Source organism: Paraburkholderia bannensis NBRC 103871 (genome assembly GCF_000685015.1).
GTDB classification, from domain to species: domain Bacteria; phylum Pseudomonadota; class Gammaproteobacteria; order Burkholderiales; family Burkholderiaceae; genus Paraburkholderia; species Paraburkholderia bannensis.
Genome location: NZ_BAYA01000009.1, coordinates 280968 through 296074, shown reverse-complemented (window position 1 = coordinate 296074; position 15107 = coordinate 280968). Strand labels below are relative to the sequence as shown.

Below are 15107 nucleotides of genomic sequence, written 5' to 3'. Positions count from 1 at the left end.
GGTTTCTCATCGCGCCGATAGCGTTCTATTTGCCTGCCCTTTCCCTTCGGAGCGCTTCCGACGCCGCCCAAGGCCTATGCCCACGCCGTTGTCAGTTACCGTCATTTACAGCCTGGGGCCGCCGGGGCCGAAACAACGCGTTTACAATAGGCCGGATCGGACGGCCGCCGCGCCCGTCTGCCGGGGCGTCCGGCAGAGCGCCCGCGCCGCGCAAGCAAGACGGATCACCGGGATTCAATGGCCAAAGCTCCCTTTACCGCGCAGGCGCAGGCATTGCCTCATCGCATGTCGCGCCTTTTCACCGAAATTCGCTGGATCCTGCAGGTCGCGCTAGGCGTGTTCCTGCTGATGGCGCTCATCAGCTACAGCCGGCGCGACCCGAGCTGGACGCATGCCGCCCAGGTCGACCACATCGCGAACTGGGCCGGGCGCGTGGGCGCCTGGACGTCGGACATCCTGCTGCTGCTGTTTGGCCTGTCGGCCTACTGGTGGGTCGTGATCCTGGCGCGACATATCTCGAAGAACTACCGGCGCATCACGCGCCACGAGGCGCTTGCCGACGACGAGGACGAAGACAAGCCGCGCGACCACAGCTGGGTCGCCGAGGCCTTCGCGTTCGTGCTGGTGCTGCTCGCCTGCGACGGCATCGAGGCGCTGCGCATGTGGTCGCTCAAGGTGCAACTGCCGCGCGCGCCCGGCGGCGTGGTGGGGGAGGCCGTCGCGCGCGGCGTCTCGCACGCGCTCGGCTTCACGGGCGGCACGCTCGCGCTGCTGCTCGCGCTGGGCATTGGCCTGTCGCTGTATTTCCGCTTTTCGTGGCTTTCGGTGTCCGAGAAGGTCGGCGAATCCATCATCAACGCCGTGACGATGGCGCGCCTGCGCCGTGAGGAACGCAGCGACCGCAAGCTCGGCGAAGCCGCCGCGGTCAAGCGCGAAGGCAAGGTCGAACGCGGCCGCGTCAAGATCGAGGAACACGAGCCGGTCACGATCGTGCCGCCGGTGGTCACGCCGCAGCGCTCGGAGCGCGTCGAAAAAGAGCGCCAGGTGCCGCTTTTCACCGACCTGCCGGGCGACTCCACCTTGCCGGCGATTTCGCTGCTCGATCCCGCGCCCGCTGCCCAGGAAACCATCTCGGACGACACGCTCGAATTCACCTCGCGTCTCATCGAGAAGAAGCTCAAGGACTTCGGCGTCGATGTGGCCGTGGTCGCCGCCTATCCCGGCCCGGTCGTGACGCGCTACGAAATCGAGCCCGCCACCGGCGTGAAGGGCAGCCAGATCGTGAACCTCGCGAAGGATCTCGCGCGCTCGCTCTCGCTCGTGTCGATCCGCGTGGTGGAGACGATCCCGGGCAAGAACTGCATGGCGCTCGAACTGCCGAACCAGCGCCGCCAGACCGTGCGACTGTCGGAAATCCTCGGCTCGGCGGTCTATGCCGATGCGCCTTCGGCGCTCACCATGGGTCTGGGCAAGGACATCGGCGGCAAGCCGGTGTGCGCCGATCTCGCCAAGATGCCTCACCTGCTGGTGGCTGGCACGACCGGCTCGGGCAAGTCGGTCGGTATCAACGCGATGATCCTGTCGCTGCTCTACAAGGCCAGCGCCGAACAGGTGCGCATGATCCTGATCGACCCGAAGATGCTCGAAATGAGCGTCTACGAGGGCATTCCGCATCTGCTCTGCCCGGTCGTGACCGACATGCGCCAGGCCGGCAACGCGCTGAACTGGACGGTGGCCGAGATGGAGCGCCGCTACAAGCTCATGAGCAAGCTGGGCGTGCGCAATCTCGCGGGCTACAACAACAAGATCGAAGAGGCGAACAAGCGCGAGGAAAAGATCCCGAATCCGTTCAGCCTCACGCCGGACGATCCGGAGCCGTGCCAGAAGCTGCCGCATATCGTCGTCGTGATCGACGAACTGGCCGACCTGATGATGGTGGTCGGCAAGAAGGTCGAAGAACTGATTGCGCGCATCGCCCAGAAGGCGCGCGCGGCCGGCATCCACCTGATTCTCGCGACCCAGCGTCCGTCGGTGGACGTCATCACCGGCCTCATCAAGGCCAACGTGCCGACGCGCATGGCGTTCCAGGTGTCGTCGAAGATCGACTCGCGCACGATTCTCGACCAGATGGGCGCGGAATCGCTGCTCGGCATGGGCGACATGCTGTACCTGCCGCCGGGCAGCGGCCTGCCGGTGCGGGTGCACGGGGCGTTTGTCGGCGACGACGAAGTGCACCGCGTGGTGGACAAGCTCAAGGAGCAGGGCGAGCCGAACTATATCGAGGGCATTCTCGAAGGCGGCGTGACGGGCGAGGGCGACGAGGGCACGGCAAGTGCTTCGGGAACGGGCGACGAGTCCGATCCGCTCTACGACCAGGCCGTCGAAGTGGTCATCAAGAACAAGCGCGCGTCGATTTCGCTTGTGCAGCGGCATCTGCGCATCGGGTATAACCGTGCTGCGCGGCTGCTTGAGCAGATGGAGCAGTCGGGGCTGGTTTCGGCGATGTCGTCGAGCGGCAACCGCGAAATCCTCGCGCCCACGCGCGACGCCGATTGACGCGTACGCGCACCCCCGCGTAGTCATTACGCTATTGGAGAACGATAGATGCAGTTTTTCGCAGGACATTCCGCCCGCCAGAACGGCTTTAATGGCTTGATGAACGGCTCGACGCTGGCTCGTGCGGCGCGCGCCGTCACCGTCGCGCTGGGCGCCACGCTTGTCATGGCGGGGCAAGCCTACGCCAGCGGCACCGATCAGCTCAAGCAGTTCGTCGCGCAGGTGCACGCCGCGCGCGGCAGCTTCGTGCAGCGCGAACTCAAGACGCCGTCGAACGCCAAAAACGCCAGCGACGCCATCGCCACGGCCACGCTCAACGCCAAGGTGTCGAGCGGCTCGTTCGTGTTCGCGCGCCCCGGCAAGTTCGTCTGGTCGTATGAAAAGCCGTACCAGCAACTGCTGCAGTCGGACGGCGACAACCTCTACGTCTACGACAAAGACCTGAACCAGGTCACCGAGCGCAAGCTGGGCGGCGCGCTCGGCGCGAGCCCGGCGGCGATCCTGTTCGGCAGCAACGACCTGGACAAGAACTTCACGCTCTCGGACGCGGGCGTCAAGAACGGCATCGACTGGCTCCAGCTGATCCCGAAGGCGAAGGACACGCAGTTCAAGAGCGTGGGCATCGGCTTTCGCGACGGCAACCTCGAAGCGATGGAACTGCACGATGTGTTCGGCAACGTGACGCTGCTGACCTTCTCGAACATCGAGAAGAATCCGTCGCTGCCGGCGTCGACGTTCAAGTTCGTGCGTCCCAAGGGCGCCGATGTGATCACGGGCGGCGCGAACTGATAAGCGTTGATACGCGTCGTAGCCTGAAATGAAGAGGGGCGGCTCAATTCGAGCCGCCCCTTTTGTTTTAGTGCTGTTTTTTAAGCCGAAAAAAGGATCACGCCGTCCTCGCCGATATGGCGCGTGAGCTTGCCCTCAAGCCAGAGCAGGTGCAAATGCGCGAGCGCTTCGCCCAGCGCGAAGGTCAACTGGTGCATGTCGAGCTTGCGCTTGAACATGAGCGGCACGATGTCGGCGGCGCATTGCGGCGCGCCCGTGCAGGCTTCGAGCACTTCGGCCAGGCGCGCGTCGTGGTGCGCGCGAAGCTGCGCGATGCGCGTGTGCAGGCCGCGGAACGGCTTGCCGTGCGACGGCAGCACGAGCGTGTCGTCGGCCATCGTCTCGTAGCGGCCCAGCGATTCGAGGTACAGGCCGAGCGGATTGCCTTCCGGCTCCATGTCGAACACCGACACATTGGTCGAGATGCGCGGCAGCACCATGTCGCCCGAAATCAGCACGCCGGTTTGCTCGCACAGCAGCGCGCAATGCTCGGGCGAATGGCCGAAGCCAGTGACGACGCGCCAGTCGCGCCCGCCGATGCGCACGACATCGGCTTCGCGCAGGCGGCGGTACTGCGAGGGTAGCGCGGGCACGAGATTCGAATAGTAGTTGCGGCGCGTGCGCAACTGATCGAGCGAGGCTTCGTCGGTGACGCCGTGGCGGGCGAAATGGCGCGCCGCGCCTTCGCCGCCCGCGTTCGAGCCGTTGCCCGAAGCCAGCACGCAGGCGCTCATGTATTCGCCGAGCGTCGTCCACAGGCGCACGTCCCAGCGCGCCTTGTCGCCGCCCGCGCAGATCCAGTGCGCGAGGCCGATGTGGTCGGGATGGCAGTGCGTGACCAGCACGCGCAGCACCGGCAGGCCTTCGAGCTGGCTCTCGAACACGCGCTCCCAGTGCGCCTTGATCGTGTCGTCGGTGATGCCGCAGTCCACCACCGTCCAGCCCTGGCGGCCGTCGATCTCGTCGCGCAGCAGCCAGAGGTTGATGTGGTCGAGCACGAAGGGCAGCGGCATGCGCAGCCATTTCACGCCGGGCGCGACGTCGAAGGCCTGGCCCGCGTCGGGCAGCGTGTCGGCGAAAGGGTAATCGAGCTGGTGTTCGAGGGCGTTCATCGTGGGGGTGTCTCGTGTCGTTATCGTCTGTCTCGTCAATCGGCATTGTCGCCGCATTGCGGCATTTCTGCTGGCGGCCCGGTTGACTGTTCCGGCATGCGGAACAACGGGGAAGCTGCGCCGACGGTTGCGCGAGCGCGGACTTGACGATAACGTAAACGTCGATCCCAACGATAGCCATGCCGCCCGACCGAATCCGGCCCCGGCGAGCCGCGCCCCTTATGAACCAGTACACGATTACCGAGCTCGCCCGCGAATTTGACGTGACGCCCCGCGCGATCCGTTTCTACGAAGACCAGGGCCTGCTCGCGCCGAGCCGCGAAGGCGCCGGCGGCCTCAAGCGCGTGTTTTCGGGCCGCGACCGTACGCGCCTGAGGCTGACGCTGCGCGGCAAGCGCCTGGGTTTCACGCTCAACGAAATCCGCGCGCTGCTCGATCTCTACGAATCGCCGACCGATACGCTGCCGCAGTTGCAGGCCTTCCTCGACACGGTGGTGCGCCACCGCGAAATTCTGGAGCGGCAGCGCGACGATCTCGACGCCACGCTCGAAGACCTCGCGCAGTACGAAGCGCAGGCGCGCGCGCTGCTCGAAAAAAACACGGCGGGCGACGTGCGGCAGGCCGCGTCCGAAACGAAGTAGGCGAACGGAATCCGAGCGCGCCATGAGGCATTTTCCGAAACTGCTGTCCTCGCAGATCGGCTTCGATGTGGCGCAGACCCTCCTCGAAGGTTTCGACCGCCATTACCAGAGCTTCTGCGCGGCGGCGGTGCAGGCGAGGGCGTGTTTCGAAGCCGCCGACTGGCGCGGCCTGCAGCAGCTCGCGCGCGATCGCATCGCGTCCTACGACCAGCGCGTGCGCGAATGCGTGCACGCACTTGAAGACGAATACGACGCCGAAACGATCGACGACGAAGTGTGGGAGCAGATCAAGCTGCACTACATCGGCTTGCTGACCACGCACCGGCAGCCTGAATGCGCCGAGACGTTTTTCAATTCGGTGTGCAGCAAGATCCTGCATCGCTCGTACTTCAATAACGCTTTCATGTTCGTGCGGCCCGCGATCTCGACCGAATATATCGAGAACGACGAGCCTGCCGCCAAGCCGACTTATCGCGCTTACTACCCGGCCACGGACGGCCTGGCCGCCACGCTCGCGCGCATCGTCACGAATTTCCAGCTGGAGACGCCGTTCGAGGATCTGGAGCGCGATGTGGGCTGCGTGATGCAGACGATGTTCGACACCTTCGGCGCCGTCGAGCCCAAGGCGAATTTCCAGATTCATACGCTCGCTTCGCTGTTCTTTCGCAACCAGTCGGCGTATATCGTCGGGCGCATCGTCAACGGCGAGATCGTCGTGCCGTTCGTCGTGCCGATCCGCCATGTCGAGGGCGGCAAGCTCGCGCTCGATACGGTGCTGCTGCGCACCGATCCCGCGCTCATCATGTTCAGCTTCGCGCACTCGTATTTCTGCGTGGACATGGAAGTGCCGTCCGCGTATGTCGAGTTCCTGCGCTCCATCATGCCGCGCAAGGCGAAGGGCGAAATCTACACGTCGCTTGGCTTGCAGAAGCAGGGCAAGAACCTGTTCTATCGCGACCTGCTGCACCATCTTTCGCATTCGAGCGACCGGTTCGTCGCCGCGCCCGGCATTCGCGGCATGGTGATGATCGTGTTCACGCTGCCGTCGTTCCCGTACGTGTTCAAGGTCATCAAGGACAGTTTTCCCGCGCCGAAGGAAACCACGCGCGAGCAGGTGCAAGCGAAGTACCAACTGGTGAAGCGCCACGACCGCCTGGGGCGTCTGGCCGATACGCTCGAATATTCGAGCGTCGCGCTGCCCATCGCCCGGCTGGACGACGCGCTCATCAAGGAGCTGGAAACGCTCGCGCCTTCGATGATCGAATACGAAGGCGACAAGCTCGTGATTCGCCATCTCTACATCGAGCGCCGCATGGTGCCGCTCAATCTCTGGCTGCAAAACGGCAGCGACGCGGACGTCGAACACGGCATCCGTGAATACGGCAACGCGGTGAAAGACCTGATGCGCGCGAATATCTTTCCGGGCGACATGCTCTACAAGAATTTCGGCGTGACGCGTCATGGCCGCGTGGTGTTCTACGACTACGATGAAATCGAATACCTCACCGATTGCAACGTGCGCGCCGTGCCCGCGCCACGTTATGAGGATGACGAACTATCGGACGAGCCGTGGTACGCGGTGGGGCCGCGCGATATTTTCCCGCAGACGTACGGCACGTTTTTGCTCGGCGATCCGCGCGTGAAGCGCTATTTCCTCGCCCATCACGCCGACTTTTTCGAGCCTGCGCTCTGGCAGGAAAGCAAGGCGCGGCTGCTGGCGGGCGAAGTGCCCGATTGCCTGCCGTACGACGAAACGGAGCGCTTTCGCACGCGTTATCCGGAGCGCTTTTTGAAGGACACCGATGCAGCGCGTGCCGCTTAGCGCGCCGCGACACAACATCGAACCTATGAACAAGGAGGATGGACATGAGTGAGACACAGAAAAACCCGCAACAGGACGCCATCGTGATCGTGGCCGCCACGCGTACGCCGATGGCCGGTTTTCAGGGCGAATTCGCTTCGTTGACGGCGCCGCAACTGGGCGCGACGGCCATCGCCGCTGCGGTCGAGCGCGCAGGCCTCAAGCCCGAACAGATCGACGAAGTGGTGATGGGCTGCGTGCTGCCCGCGGGGCAGGGCCAGGCGCCCGCGCGCCAGGCGGCGCTGGGCGCGGGCTTGCCGCTCGCGGCAGGCGCGACCACGGTGAACAAGATGTGCGGCTCGGGCATGCGCGCAGCGATGTTCGCGCACGACATGCTGCTGGCCGGTTCCGCCGAGGTGATCGTCGCAGGCGGCATGGAAAGCATGTCGAACGCGCCGTACCTGCTGCCGAAGGCGCGCGCCGGCATGCGCATGGGGCACGGCCAGGTGCTCGACCATATGTTCCTCGACGGTCTCGAAGACGCTTACGACAAGGGCCGCCTGATGGGCACGTTCGCCGAGGAGTGCGCGGGCGAATACGACTTCTCGCGCGAGCGCCAGGACGCCTTCGCCATCGAATCGCTTCAGCGTGCGAAACGCGCCAACGAAGACGGCTCGTTCGCGTGGGAAATCGCGCCCGTGAAAGTGGCGTCGCGCGCAGGCGAAACGACCATCGAGCGCGACGAACAGCCCTTCAAGGCCAACCTCGACAAGATTCCCACGCTCAAGCCCGCGTTCAGCAAGACGGGTACGGTGACGGCCGCGAATGCGTCGTCGATTTCGGACGGCGCCGCGGCGCTCGTGATGATGCGCGAATCGACGGCGAAGCGCCTGGGCGTGCAGCCGATCGCGCGCGTGGCGGGCCACACGACTTTTGCCCAGGCGCCCGCGAAGTTCACCACGGCGCCGGTGGGCGCAATCGCGAAGCTGTTCGAAAAGACCGGCTGGAAAGCCGAGGACGTCGATCTCTACGAGATCAACGAAGCCTTTGCCGTGGTCACGATGGCGGCGATGAAGGAGCACAACCTGCCGCACGACAAGGTCAACGTGAACGGCGGCGCGTGCGCGCTGGGGCATCCGATCGGTGCGTCGGGCGCGCGCATTCTCGTCACGCTGATCGGCGCGCTGCGTGCGCGCGGCGGCAAGCGCGGCGTGGCGAGCCTGTGCATCGGCGGCGGCGAGGCTACGGCAATGGCCGTCGAACTCATGTAGGCTCTTGCCTGACGTGCGTCGCAGGGAGGCGGCGCGCGGCAAGACCCTGCACGCGATGCTGGGCAAAGATCGCGGCACACAAGAAAGGTGCAACATGAAAACAGCGTTGATTGTGGGTGCCTCGCGCGGCCTCGGACTTGAGTTCGCGCGCCAGTATGCAAAAGCCGGCTGGCGCGTGCTGGCCACGGCCCGTTCCGAAGCGTCGCTCGCCGAGCTGCGCGCGCTGGGCGCGCAGACTTATCAGTTCGATATCGCGCAGCCCGAGGACATCGCCACACTGGGCCGCAAGCTCGACGGCGAGCGGCTGGACGTGGCGCTGATCGTCTCGGGCGTGTACGGCCCGCGCACCGAAGGCGTCGAGGCCATCACCGCCGAAGACTTCGAGTACGTGATGAACACCAACGTGCGCGGCCCGATGCAGCTCATTCCGCTCCTGCTGCCGCTCGTCGATGCGGCGCACGGCGTGCTTGGCGTGCTGTCGAGCCGCATGGGCAGCATTGCGCAGACCACCGGCACGACTGGCTGGCTCTACCGGGCGAGCAAGGCGGCCGTCAACGATGTGCTCAAGATCACCTCGTTGCAGACGCGCCGCGCGACCTGCATCGCGCTGCATCCCGGCTGGGTGCGCACCGACATGGGCGGCGCGCATGCGGCCATCGACGCAACGGCAAGCGTCGCGGGCATGCGCGAAGTAGTCGCAGAAGCCGCCGCCGCGCGCGAAGTCTTCAATGGCCGCTTCTTCCAGTACGACGGCACCGAACTCGACTGGTAAGCGGCTACGCGCCGGATAAATGAATCAGGGCCGCTTCGCTCGCGCGGGCGGCTTTTTATTTTTTGATTTTTGTTTCGTAGAAGGAATGGTTTTCTCCATGAGCGCAAACACGCAGCGTCCCGTCGAATGTCCCTGTGGCGGCGCCGCGCCGAACCTTAAATCGGGCGCAAAGCCGCCGCGTTATGCCGACTGTTGCGGCCGCTTCATCGACGGCGGCGCCGTGCCTGCTACCGCGCTCGAACTGATGCGCTCGCGGTACACGGCTTACGTGCTGGGCGAGGTTCCGTATCTGCGCGCGACGTGGGCGAATGAAACCTGTCCCGCCGATCTCGATGTCGACCCCAATGATCCGGGTGCGCCGCGCTGGCTGGGGCTGGCCGTGAAGCGTCACGAAAACCTCGACGCAACGCATGCCATCGTCGAATTCGTCGCGCGTCACAAGAGCGGCGGACGCGCGTATCGCCTGCATGAGACGAGCCGCTTCACGCGCGGCGACGATGACCGCTGGCGCTATGTGGATGGCGATATCCTGGAAGGCTGAAGTCACGCGCGCCAGATCGAAAATACCTGCTTAGGCACGCAAAATCGCGCTTTTGCAAACACACGCTTACTTGCAAAAAACGGGGATGTAGGCGGCGCGCGACAGGGCTCATCCGCCATTATTTTTCGTTTCCGTTACCTCGCATTACCCCGAAATCCGCCAATGCGCCGTGCTTAAAGGCATGCGCGCCGTTGGCACGCCTTATGCCGGGTTAGCCCTGAATTGCACAACAATTATTTGTCGTGCGAGGATGCAATCACGGTGTCCGTTTCGCCATTAAGAGTTTGTTGAAAAACAATTTCGCGGCGACTTTCAACGGATGCTGGCGGCGAGTCTGATCGATGACAGAAAGGCGCCGCTCAGGTGTTCCGATCGGTTTTACTTCCCTGCAACGGGTCATGCCACGCCAGGCCTTCGGGCCAGGCGCGCCAGTGTCCTGTTGTGCCTTGTGATGATGCAGGGGCGGGAAGTGTTGCTCGGTAGTCAGATTCACAGCAGGATTTTCGCAGGCGGGTGTAGCGCATGGCGTTCAGGAAGCTTCTTACCGGATGGGCGGTGGCCGGCACAGCATGTGTGCTGTCGGTGGCGCACGCAGCTTCTCTTTCCGATCCGGCCGCTGTGGCGGGCACTCAGGTCTCGAATACCGCTGCCGCGCACGCTAGTGCCGGCACCGGCGCGCAATCCTCATTGGCGTCCAGCGCCGCCGGCCCGCTCGGCAGCGCTCACGTGCCGCGCATTGCGCTCGACGACAACTATCTGCCTGTCGTGCACGCGGGCATGAACGCCCAGATCATCCAGATTCCCGTGCCGGGCGAGTCCGACGTGACGCTCGAAACCACGGTGTACCGTCCGGACGGCCCAGGCCCGTTCCCGATGGTGATTTTCAACCACGGCAAGATTCCCGGCGATCCGCGCATGCAGCCGCGCAGTGACCCGATGTCGTTCGCGCGCGAATTCGTGCGCCGCGGCTACGTGGTGGTCGCGCCGAACCGCCGCGGCTTCGCGGGCTCGGGCGGCACCTACGAGCAGGACGGCTGCGACGTGGCGAGCAACGGCATGGGCCAGGCTGCCGACGTCGCCACCACGGTCGATTACATGTCGAAGCAGCCGTACGTGGACGCCAACCACATCGCCGTGGCGGGCACCTCGCACGGCGGTCTCGCCACCATTGCCTACGGCACCGAAGCCGCGCACGGCGTGCGCGCGCTCATCAACTTCTCGGGCGGCCTGCGCCAGGACGCCTGCACGGGCTGGCAGGACAACCTGACCCAGGCATTCGGCTCGTATGGCGGCAAGGCCCGCGTAGCCTCGATCTGGCTGTACGGCGACAACGACTCGGTGTGGACGCCCGATCTCGTCACGAAGATGTTCGCGGCGTTCCGTACCGCGCAGGCTGGCGACCCGCAGCCAGGCTCGGGTGCGAAGCTGGTCGATTTTGGCGCTTACAAGAACGACGCACACCGCCTCGTGGGCGATCGCGACGGCGTGCAGGTCTGGTGGCCGCAGGTCGAAGCCTTCCTCGCCAATCAGGGCATGCCGACTTCCGTGCAATACCGCGTCGAGACGCCCGCCGCGCCGCGCGCCAGCGGCTATGCGTCGATCGATTCCGTAGGCGCCGTGCCGTTCCTCGATCAGGCGGGCCGCGACGGCTATCGCAACTTCCTCAAGCAGTATCCGAGCCGCGCGTTCGCGGTGTCCGATTCGGGCGCCTGGTCGTGGGCCGAAGGCGGCGACAACCCGATGGACGTGGCCGTGGCGAACTGCCAGAAGCACAGCTCGGATCCGTGCCGTCTCTACGCGGTGAACGGCAACGTGGTGTGGGCGAACGAAAACGCCGCGACCGCGCAGGCCGATTCCCACGACGAAGGCCATGCCGTGGCGGACAGCGGCAACGCCGCGCCTGCCGCAGCCGACGCGTCGCACTCGCTCGCGAGCCGATAAAGCCTCGCCGTATCCGGTTAGTCGGAAACAAGGCGCCTGACGGCGCCTTTTTCATGTCCGCTTCCCGATGATGCCGCCCTTAATAACGCACACTGGCGCACCGCGAACGCTTCGCTCGCGTCTGCGTCCGCATATTTTTTTGCATAAGCGCGCGTCACTTTGTCGTCGTCATCTACGGTCATTTCGGGCCTTTGCAAACGAAGTGCGCCTAGCTGCCGGGAACCCCGCCAAACCCCGCGCCGACGGGCCTCCAAAGCCCATTTTGGGGGTAGTGCATTGCGCGAACGAACGCGCTAAATTCGGCTGCGCTGTCGTATCGGGAGCCGTTAGTGGACTCGCAACACAAGAACTTGCAAACGAATTTGCAAACGAATTTTCAAACCACGCCTGGCAACGATGCCTGGATCGCGCGCAGCCTGCGCGCCGTCTGGCACCCTTGCACCCAGATGAAACACCACGAGCGCCTGCCGCTCGTCGCCGTCTCGCGCGGCGAAGGCCCGTGGCTCTATGACCACGAGAACCGGCGCTATCTCGACGCCATCAGTTCGTGGTGGGTCAATCTGTTCGGCCACGCCAATCCGTCCATCAACGCCGCGCTCAAGGCGCAGCTCGACACGCTTGAGCACGTGATGCTCGCGGGCTGCACGCACGAGCCCGCCGTCGAACTCGCCGAGCACCTCCAGGCGCTCACCGACAACGTGCTGGGCCACGCGTTCTTCGCCTCGGATGGCGCGTCGGCGGTCGAGATCGCGCTGAAGATGAGCTTCCACGCCTGGCGTAATCAGGGCGCGAGCGACAAGCGCGAATTCGTCTGCCTCGCCAACAGCTATCACGGCGAGACCATCGGCGCGCTCGGCGTGACCGACGTGAAGCTGTTCCGCGACGCCTACGATCCGCTGCTCACGCACGCGCACGTGGTCGCCTCGCCGGACGCGCGTCTGGCGCAGGAAGGCGAAAGCGCCGCCGATGTGGCGCGACGTGCGCTTGCCGACGTGGAAAAGCTCTTCGCCGAACGCGAAGGCCGCATCGCCGCGCTGATCGTCGAGCCGCTCGTGCAGTGCGCCGCCGGCATGGCGATGCACGATCCGTCGTACCTGCGCGGCCTGCGCGCGCTGTGCGACCAGTACAAGGTGCACCTGATCGCCGATGAAATCGCCGTGGGCTGCGGGCGCACCGGCACTTTCTTCGCCTGCGAGCAGGCCGGCATCTGGCCCGATCTGCTGACGCTCTCGAAGGGCATCAGCGGCGGCTATCTGCCGCTGTCGATCGTGCTTTCGCGCGACGAAATCTACGCGGCGTTCTACGACGACGACACCACGCGCGGCTTCCTGCACTCGCACTCGTACACGGGCAATCCGCTCGCGTGCCGCGCGGCGCTGGCGACGCTCGACCTGTTCGCGCGCGACGGCGTGCTGGAGTCGAATGCGCGCAAGTCCGTCCAGCTGCGCGAAACGTTCTCGCCGCTCGAAGCGCACCCGCTCGTGCGCAACCTGCGCCAGTGCGGCACGATCCTCGCGTTCGACGTAGCGCTCGACAATGCCGAACGCGCGCGCACGTTCTCGCGCCGTTTCTTCGAAAACGCCTTGCAGCGCGAACTGCTGCTGCGCCCGATCGGCACGACCGTCTACGTCATGCCCCCATATATTCTGGACACCGAAACGCAGGCGCTGCTCGCGACGCGCACACGCGAGACATTCGACGCCACCGTCGCGGAGGATCTCTGATGCATCTGCTGGACTCGCTCGAACAGAGCCTGAGCGAACTCGACGCGCACGGTTTGCGCCGCCGTCGCCGCACCATCGATACGCCGTGCGATGCGCACATGACGGTCGACGGGCGCGAGACGATCGGCTTCGCGAGCAACGATTACCTGGGCCTGGCCGCTCACCCGCAACTGGTCGCTGCGCTGGCCGAAGGCGCGCAGCGCTACGGCGCGGGCAGCGGCGGCTCGCACCTGCTGGGCGGCCATTCGCGCGCGCACGAGCAGCTCGAAGACGATCTCGCGGCGTTCGCGGGCGGTTTCGTCGATGCACCGCGCGCGCTGTACTTCAGCACCGGCTATATGGCGAACCTCGCCGTGCTTACCGCGCTTGCGGGCCGCGGCACGACGATCTTCTCCGACTCGCTCAATCACGCGTCGCTGATCGACGGCGCACGCCTGTCGCGCGCCGACATCCAGATCTATCCGCACGCCGATATGGAGGCGTTGAGCGCGATGCTCGACGCCTCGGACGCGGGCGCGAAACTGATCGTGAGCGACACCGTGTTCAGCATGGACGGCGACGTTGCGCCGCTCGCGCGTCTGGTCGAACTGGCAGAGCAGCATGGCGCGTGGCTCGTCGTCGATGACGCGCACGGCCTGGGCGTGCTCGGCCCGCAAGGGCGCGGCGCGATTGCCGAAGCCGCGCTGCGCTCGCCGTATCTCGTGATGGTGGGCACGCTCGGCAAGGCTGCGGGCGTGTCGGGCGCATTCGTCTGCGCGCATGCCACCGTGATCGAATGGCTCGTGCAGCGTGCGCGCCCGTATATCTTCACGACGGCATCGTCGCCGGCGGTGGCGCACGCGGTGTCCGCAAGCCTGCGCATCATTGCGGGCGAAGAGGGCGACGCGCGGCGCGCGCATCTCGCGCATCTGATCGCTCGCACGCGCGCGATCCTCAAGGACACCTGCTGGATGCCCGTCGATTCGGCGAGCGCGGTGCAGGCGCTCGTGATCGGCTCGAACGACGCGACGCTCGCACTGCAAGCCACGCTGGAAAGCGACGGCCTGTGGGTGCCCGCGATCCGGCCGCCGACCGTGCCCGTGGGCACCTCGCGCCTGCGCATTTCGCTGTCGGCGGCACATTCGGACGCCGACCTCGACCGTCTCAACGATTCACTGCAACGCGCGAGCCGCGCGGCCCTGGAGGGCGCACGATGAGCCTCGCTAACGTTTCTTTCTTCGTCACCGGCACCGATACGGAAATCGGCAAGACCTTCGTGAGCGCGGCGCTCCTGCGCGGCCTCACGCACGCGGGCCTGCGTTCCGCTGCTCTCAAGCCGATTGCCGCGGGCGCGTATGAGCGCGACGGCGTCTGGCACAACGAAGACGCCGATCAACTGGACGCCGCCGCCAGCGTGCTGCTGCCGCCGGAAATGCGCACGCCGTTCCTGCTCAAGGAACCGGCCGCGCCGCACATCGCCGCCGCGCTCGAAGGCGTGACGCTCGACATGGCGCGTATCGTCGACTGCCATCGCGCCGCGTGCGAGCGCGCCGATGCGGTCGTGGTCGAAGGCGTCGGCGGTTTTCGCGTGCCGCTCACGCCGACCGAAGATACGGCCGATCTGGCCGTTGCGCTCGGGCTGCCGGTCGTGCTCGTGGTCGGCATGCGTCTGGGCTGCATCAGCCACGCGCTGCTGACCGCCGAAGCCATCGCCGCGCGCGGCCTGAAGATCGCGGGCTGGGTCGCCAACCGCATCGACCCGAACATGACGTTCCCGGAAGAAAACATCGACACCTTGCGCACGCTGCTGGCGGCGCAATTCGACGCGCCGCTGCTGGGCGTCGTGCCGCACCTGCGCGGCGCGAGCGCCGACGACGCGGCCGGACACCTGAACATCGACACACTGCTCGCGCGCCTCGCCACGCTGGCAGGCCGCTAAAG

14 protein-coding genes are annotated in these 15107 nt (G+C 65.6%); 11 read left to right on the top strand and 3 right to left on the bottom strand.

Translation table 11 applies throughout. From position 1 onward, the window contains the following. The first annotated feature begins 237 nt into the window (after positions 1-237). Together BBA01S_RS16695 and lolA are read left to right on the top strand one after the other, a co-directional pair. On the top strand, positions 238-2556 hold the full coding sequence (locus tag BBA01S_RS16695) for a DNA translocase FtsK (RefSeq protein WP_027817455.1): 2319 nt from the start codon (positions 238-240) through the stop codon (positions 2554-2556). 48 nt (positions 2557-2604) lie between these two features. Then, positions 2605-3345, top strand: coding sequence for an outer membrane lipoprotein chaperone LolA (gene lolA / locus BBA01S_RS16690; RefSeq protein WP_027817454.1), 741 nt, complete (start codon positions 2605-2607; stop codon positions 3343-3345). Between the two features lie 80 nt (positions 3346-3425). Here the strand turns inward: lolA and BBA01S_RS16685 are convergent, their stop codons facing one another. Further along, entirely contained in the window at positions 3426-4496 is a 1071-nt protein-coding gene (locus BBA01S_RS16685) for an MBL fold metallo-hydrolase (RefSeq protein WP_027817453.1), read from the bottom strand. Between the two features lie 221 nt (positions 4497-4717). On the opposite strand from BBA01S_RS16685, the gene BBA01S_RS16680 reads away from it, so the two are divergent. The 5 genes from BBA01S_RS16680 to BBA01S_RS16660 all read left to right on the top strand — a co-directional run bounded on the left by BBA01S_RS16680 (position 4718) and on the right by BBA01S_RS16660 (position 9522). Then, positions 4718-5137, top strand: coding sequence for a MerR family transcriptional regulator (locus tag BBA01S_RS16680; RefSeq protein WP_042297368.1), 420 nt, complete (start codon positions 4718-4720; stop codon positions 5135-5137). A gap of 22 nt (positions 5138-5159) precedes the next feature. Further along, positions 5160-6959, top strand: coding sequence for a bifunctional isocitrate dehydrogenase kinase/phosphatase (aceK, locus tag BBA01S_RS16675; protein ID WP_027817451.1), 1800 nt, complete (start codon positions 5160-5162; stop codon positions 6957-6959). Positions 6960-7003: 44 nt separating this feature from the next. After that, entirely contained in the window at positions 7004-8209 is a 1206-nt protein-coding gene (locus tag BBA01S_RS16670) for an acetyl-CoA C-acetyltransferase (protein WP_027817450.1), read from the top strand. Positions 8210-8303: 94 nt separating this feature from the next. Further along, on the top strand, positions 8304-8981 hold the full coding sequence (locus tag BBA01S_RS16665; RefSeq protein WP_027817449.1) for an SDR family oxidoreductase: 678 nt from the start codon (positions 8304-8306) through the stop codon (positions 8979-8981). A gap of 97 nt (positions 8982-9078) precedes the next feature. Further along, the gene (locus BBA01S_RS16660) at positions 9079-9522 is read left to right on the top strand and encodes a YchJ family protein (protein WP_027817448.1); all 444 of its coding nucleotides are present in this window, start codon (positions 9079-9081) and stop codon (positions 9520-9522) included. 256 nt (positions 9523-9778) lie between these two features. On the opposite strand, the gene BBA01S_RS46845 is transcribed toward BBA01S_RS16660, so the two are convergent. After that, a complete protein-coding gene (locus BBA01S_RS46845; protein WP_156965964.1) occupies positions 9779-10015 on the bottom strand; it encodes a hypothetical protein in 237 nt (78 codons plus the stop codon). Between the two features lie 29 nt (positions 10016-10044). Between BBA01S_RS46845 and BBA01S_RS16655 the strand changes: the two genes are divergently transcribed. Continuing rightward, on the top strand, positions 10045-11463 hold the full coding sequence (locus BBA01S_RS16655; protein WP_027817447.1) for a dienelactone hydrolase family protein: 1419 nt from the start codon (positions 10045-10047) through the stop codon (positions 11461-11463). Between the two features lie 17 nt (positions 11464-11480). Here BBA01S_RS16655 and BBA01S_RS46840 read toward each other — a convergent pair whose 3' ends face one another. After that, positions 11481-11645 (bottom strand): hypothetical protein, encoded by a 165-nt coding sequence (locus BBA01S_RS46840; RefSeq protein ID WP_156965963.1) that lies wholly within the window; start codon positions 11643-11645, stop codon positions 11481-11483. Between the two features lie 180 nt (positions 11646-11825). Here BBA01S_RS46840 and bioA point away from each other — a divergent pair, with 180 nt between their 5' ends. From bioA to bioD, 3 genes are read left to right on the top strand one after another with little or no spacing between them, the layout of a single operon-like run. Further along, positions 11826-13187, top strand: coding sequence for an adenosylmethionine--8-amino-7-oxononanoate transaminase (bioA, locus tag BBA01S_RS16650; RefSeq protein ID WP_027817446.1), 1362 nt, complete (start codon positions 11826-11828; stop codon positions 13185-13187). Next, positions 13187-14383: an 8-amino-7-oxononanoate synthase gene (gene bioF, locus BBA01S_RS16645; protein WP_027817445.1), complete on the top strand. Its 1197-nt coding sequence runs from the start codon at positions 13187-13189 to the stop codon at positions 14381-14383. Before bioA ends, bioF begins: the two co-directional genes overlap by 1 nt. Beyond that, positions 14380-15105, top strand: coding sequence for a dethiobiotin synthase (gene bioD / locus BBA01S_RS16640; protein WP_027817444.1), 726 nt, complete (start codon positions 14380-14382; stop codon positions 15103-15105). The genes bioF and bioD overlap by 4 nt, the downstream gene beginning before the upstream one ends. Positions 15106-15107 lie beyond the last annotated feature (2 nt).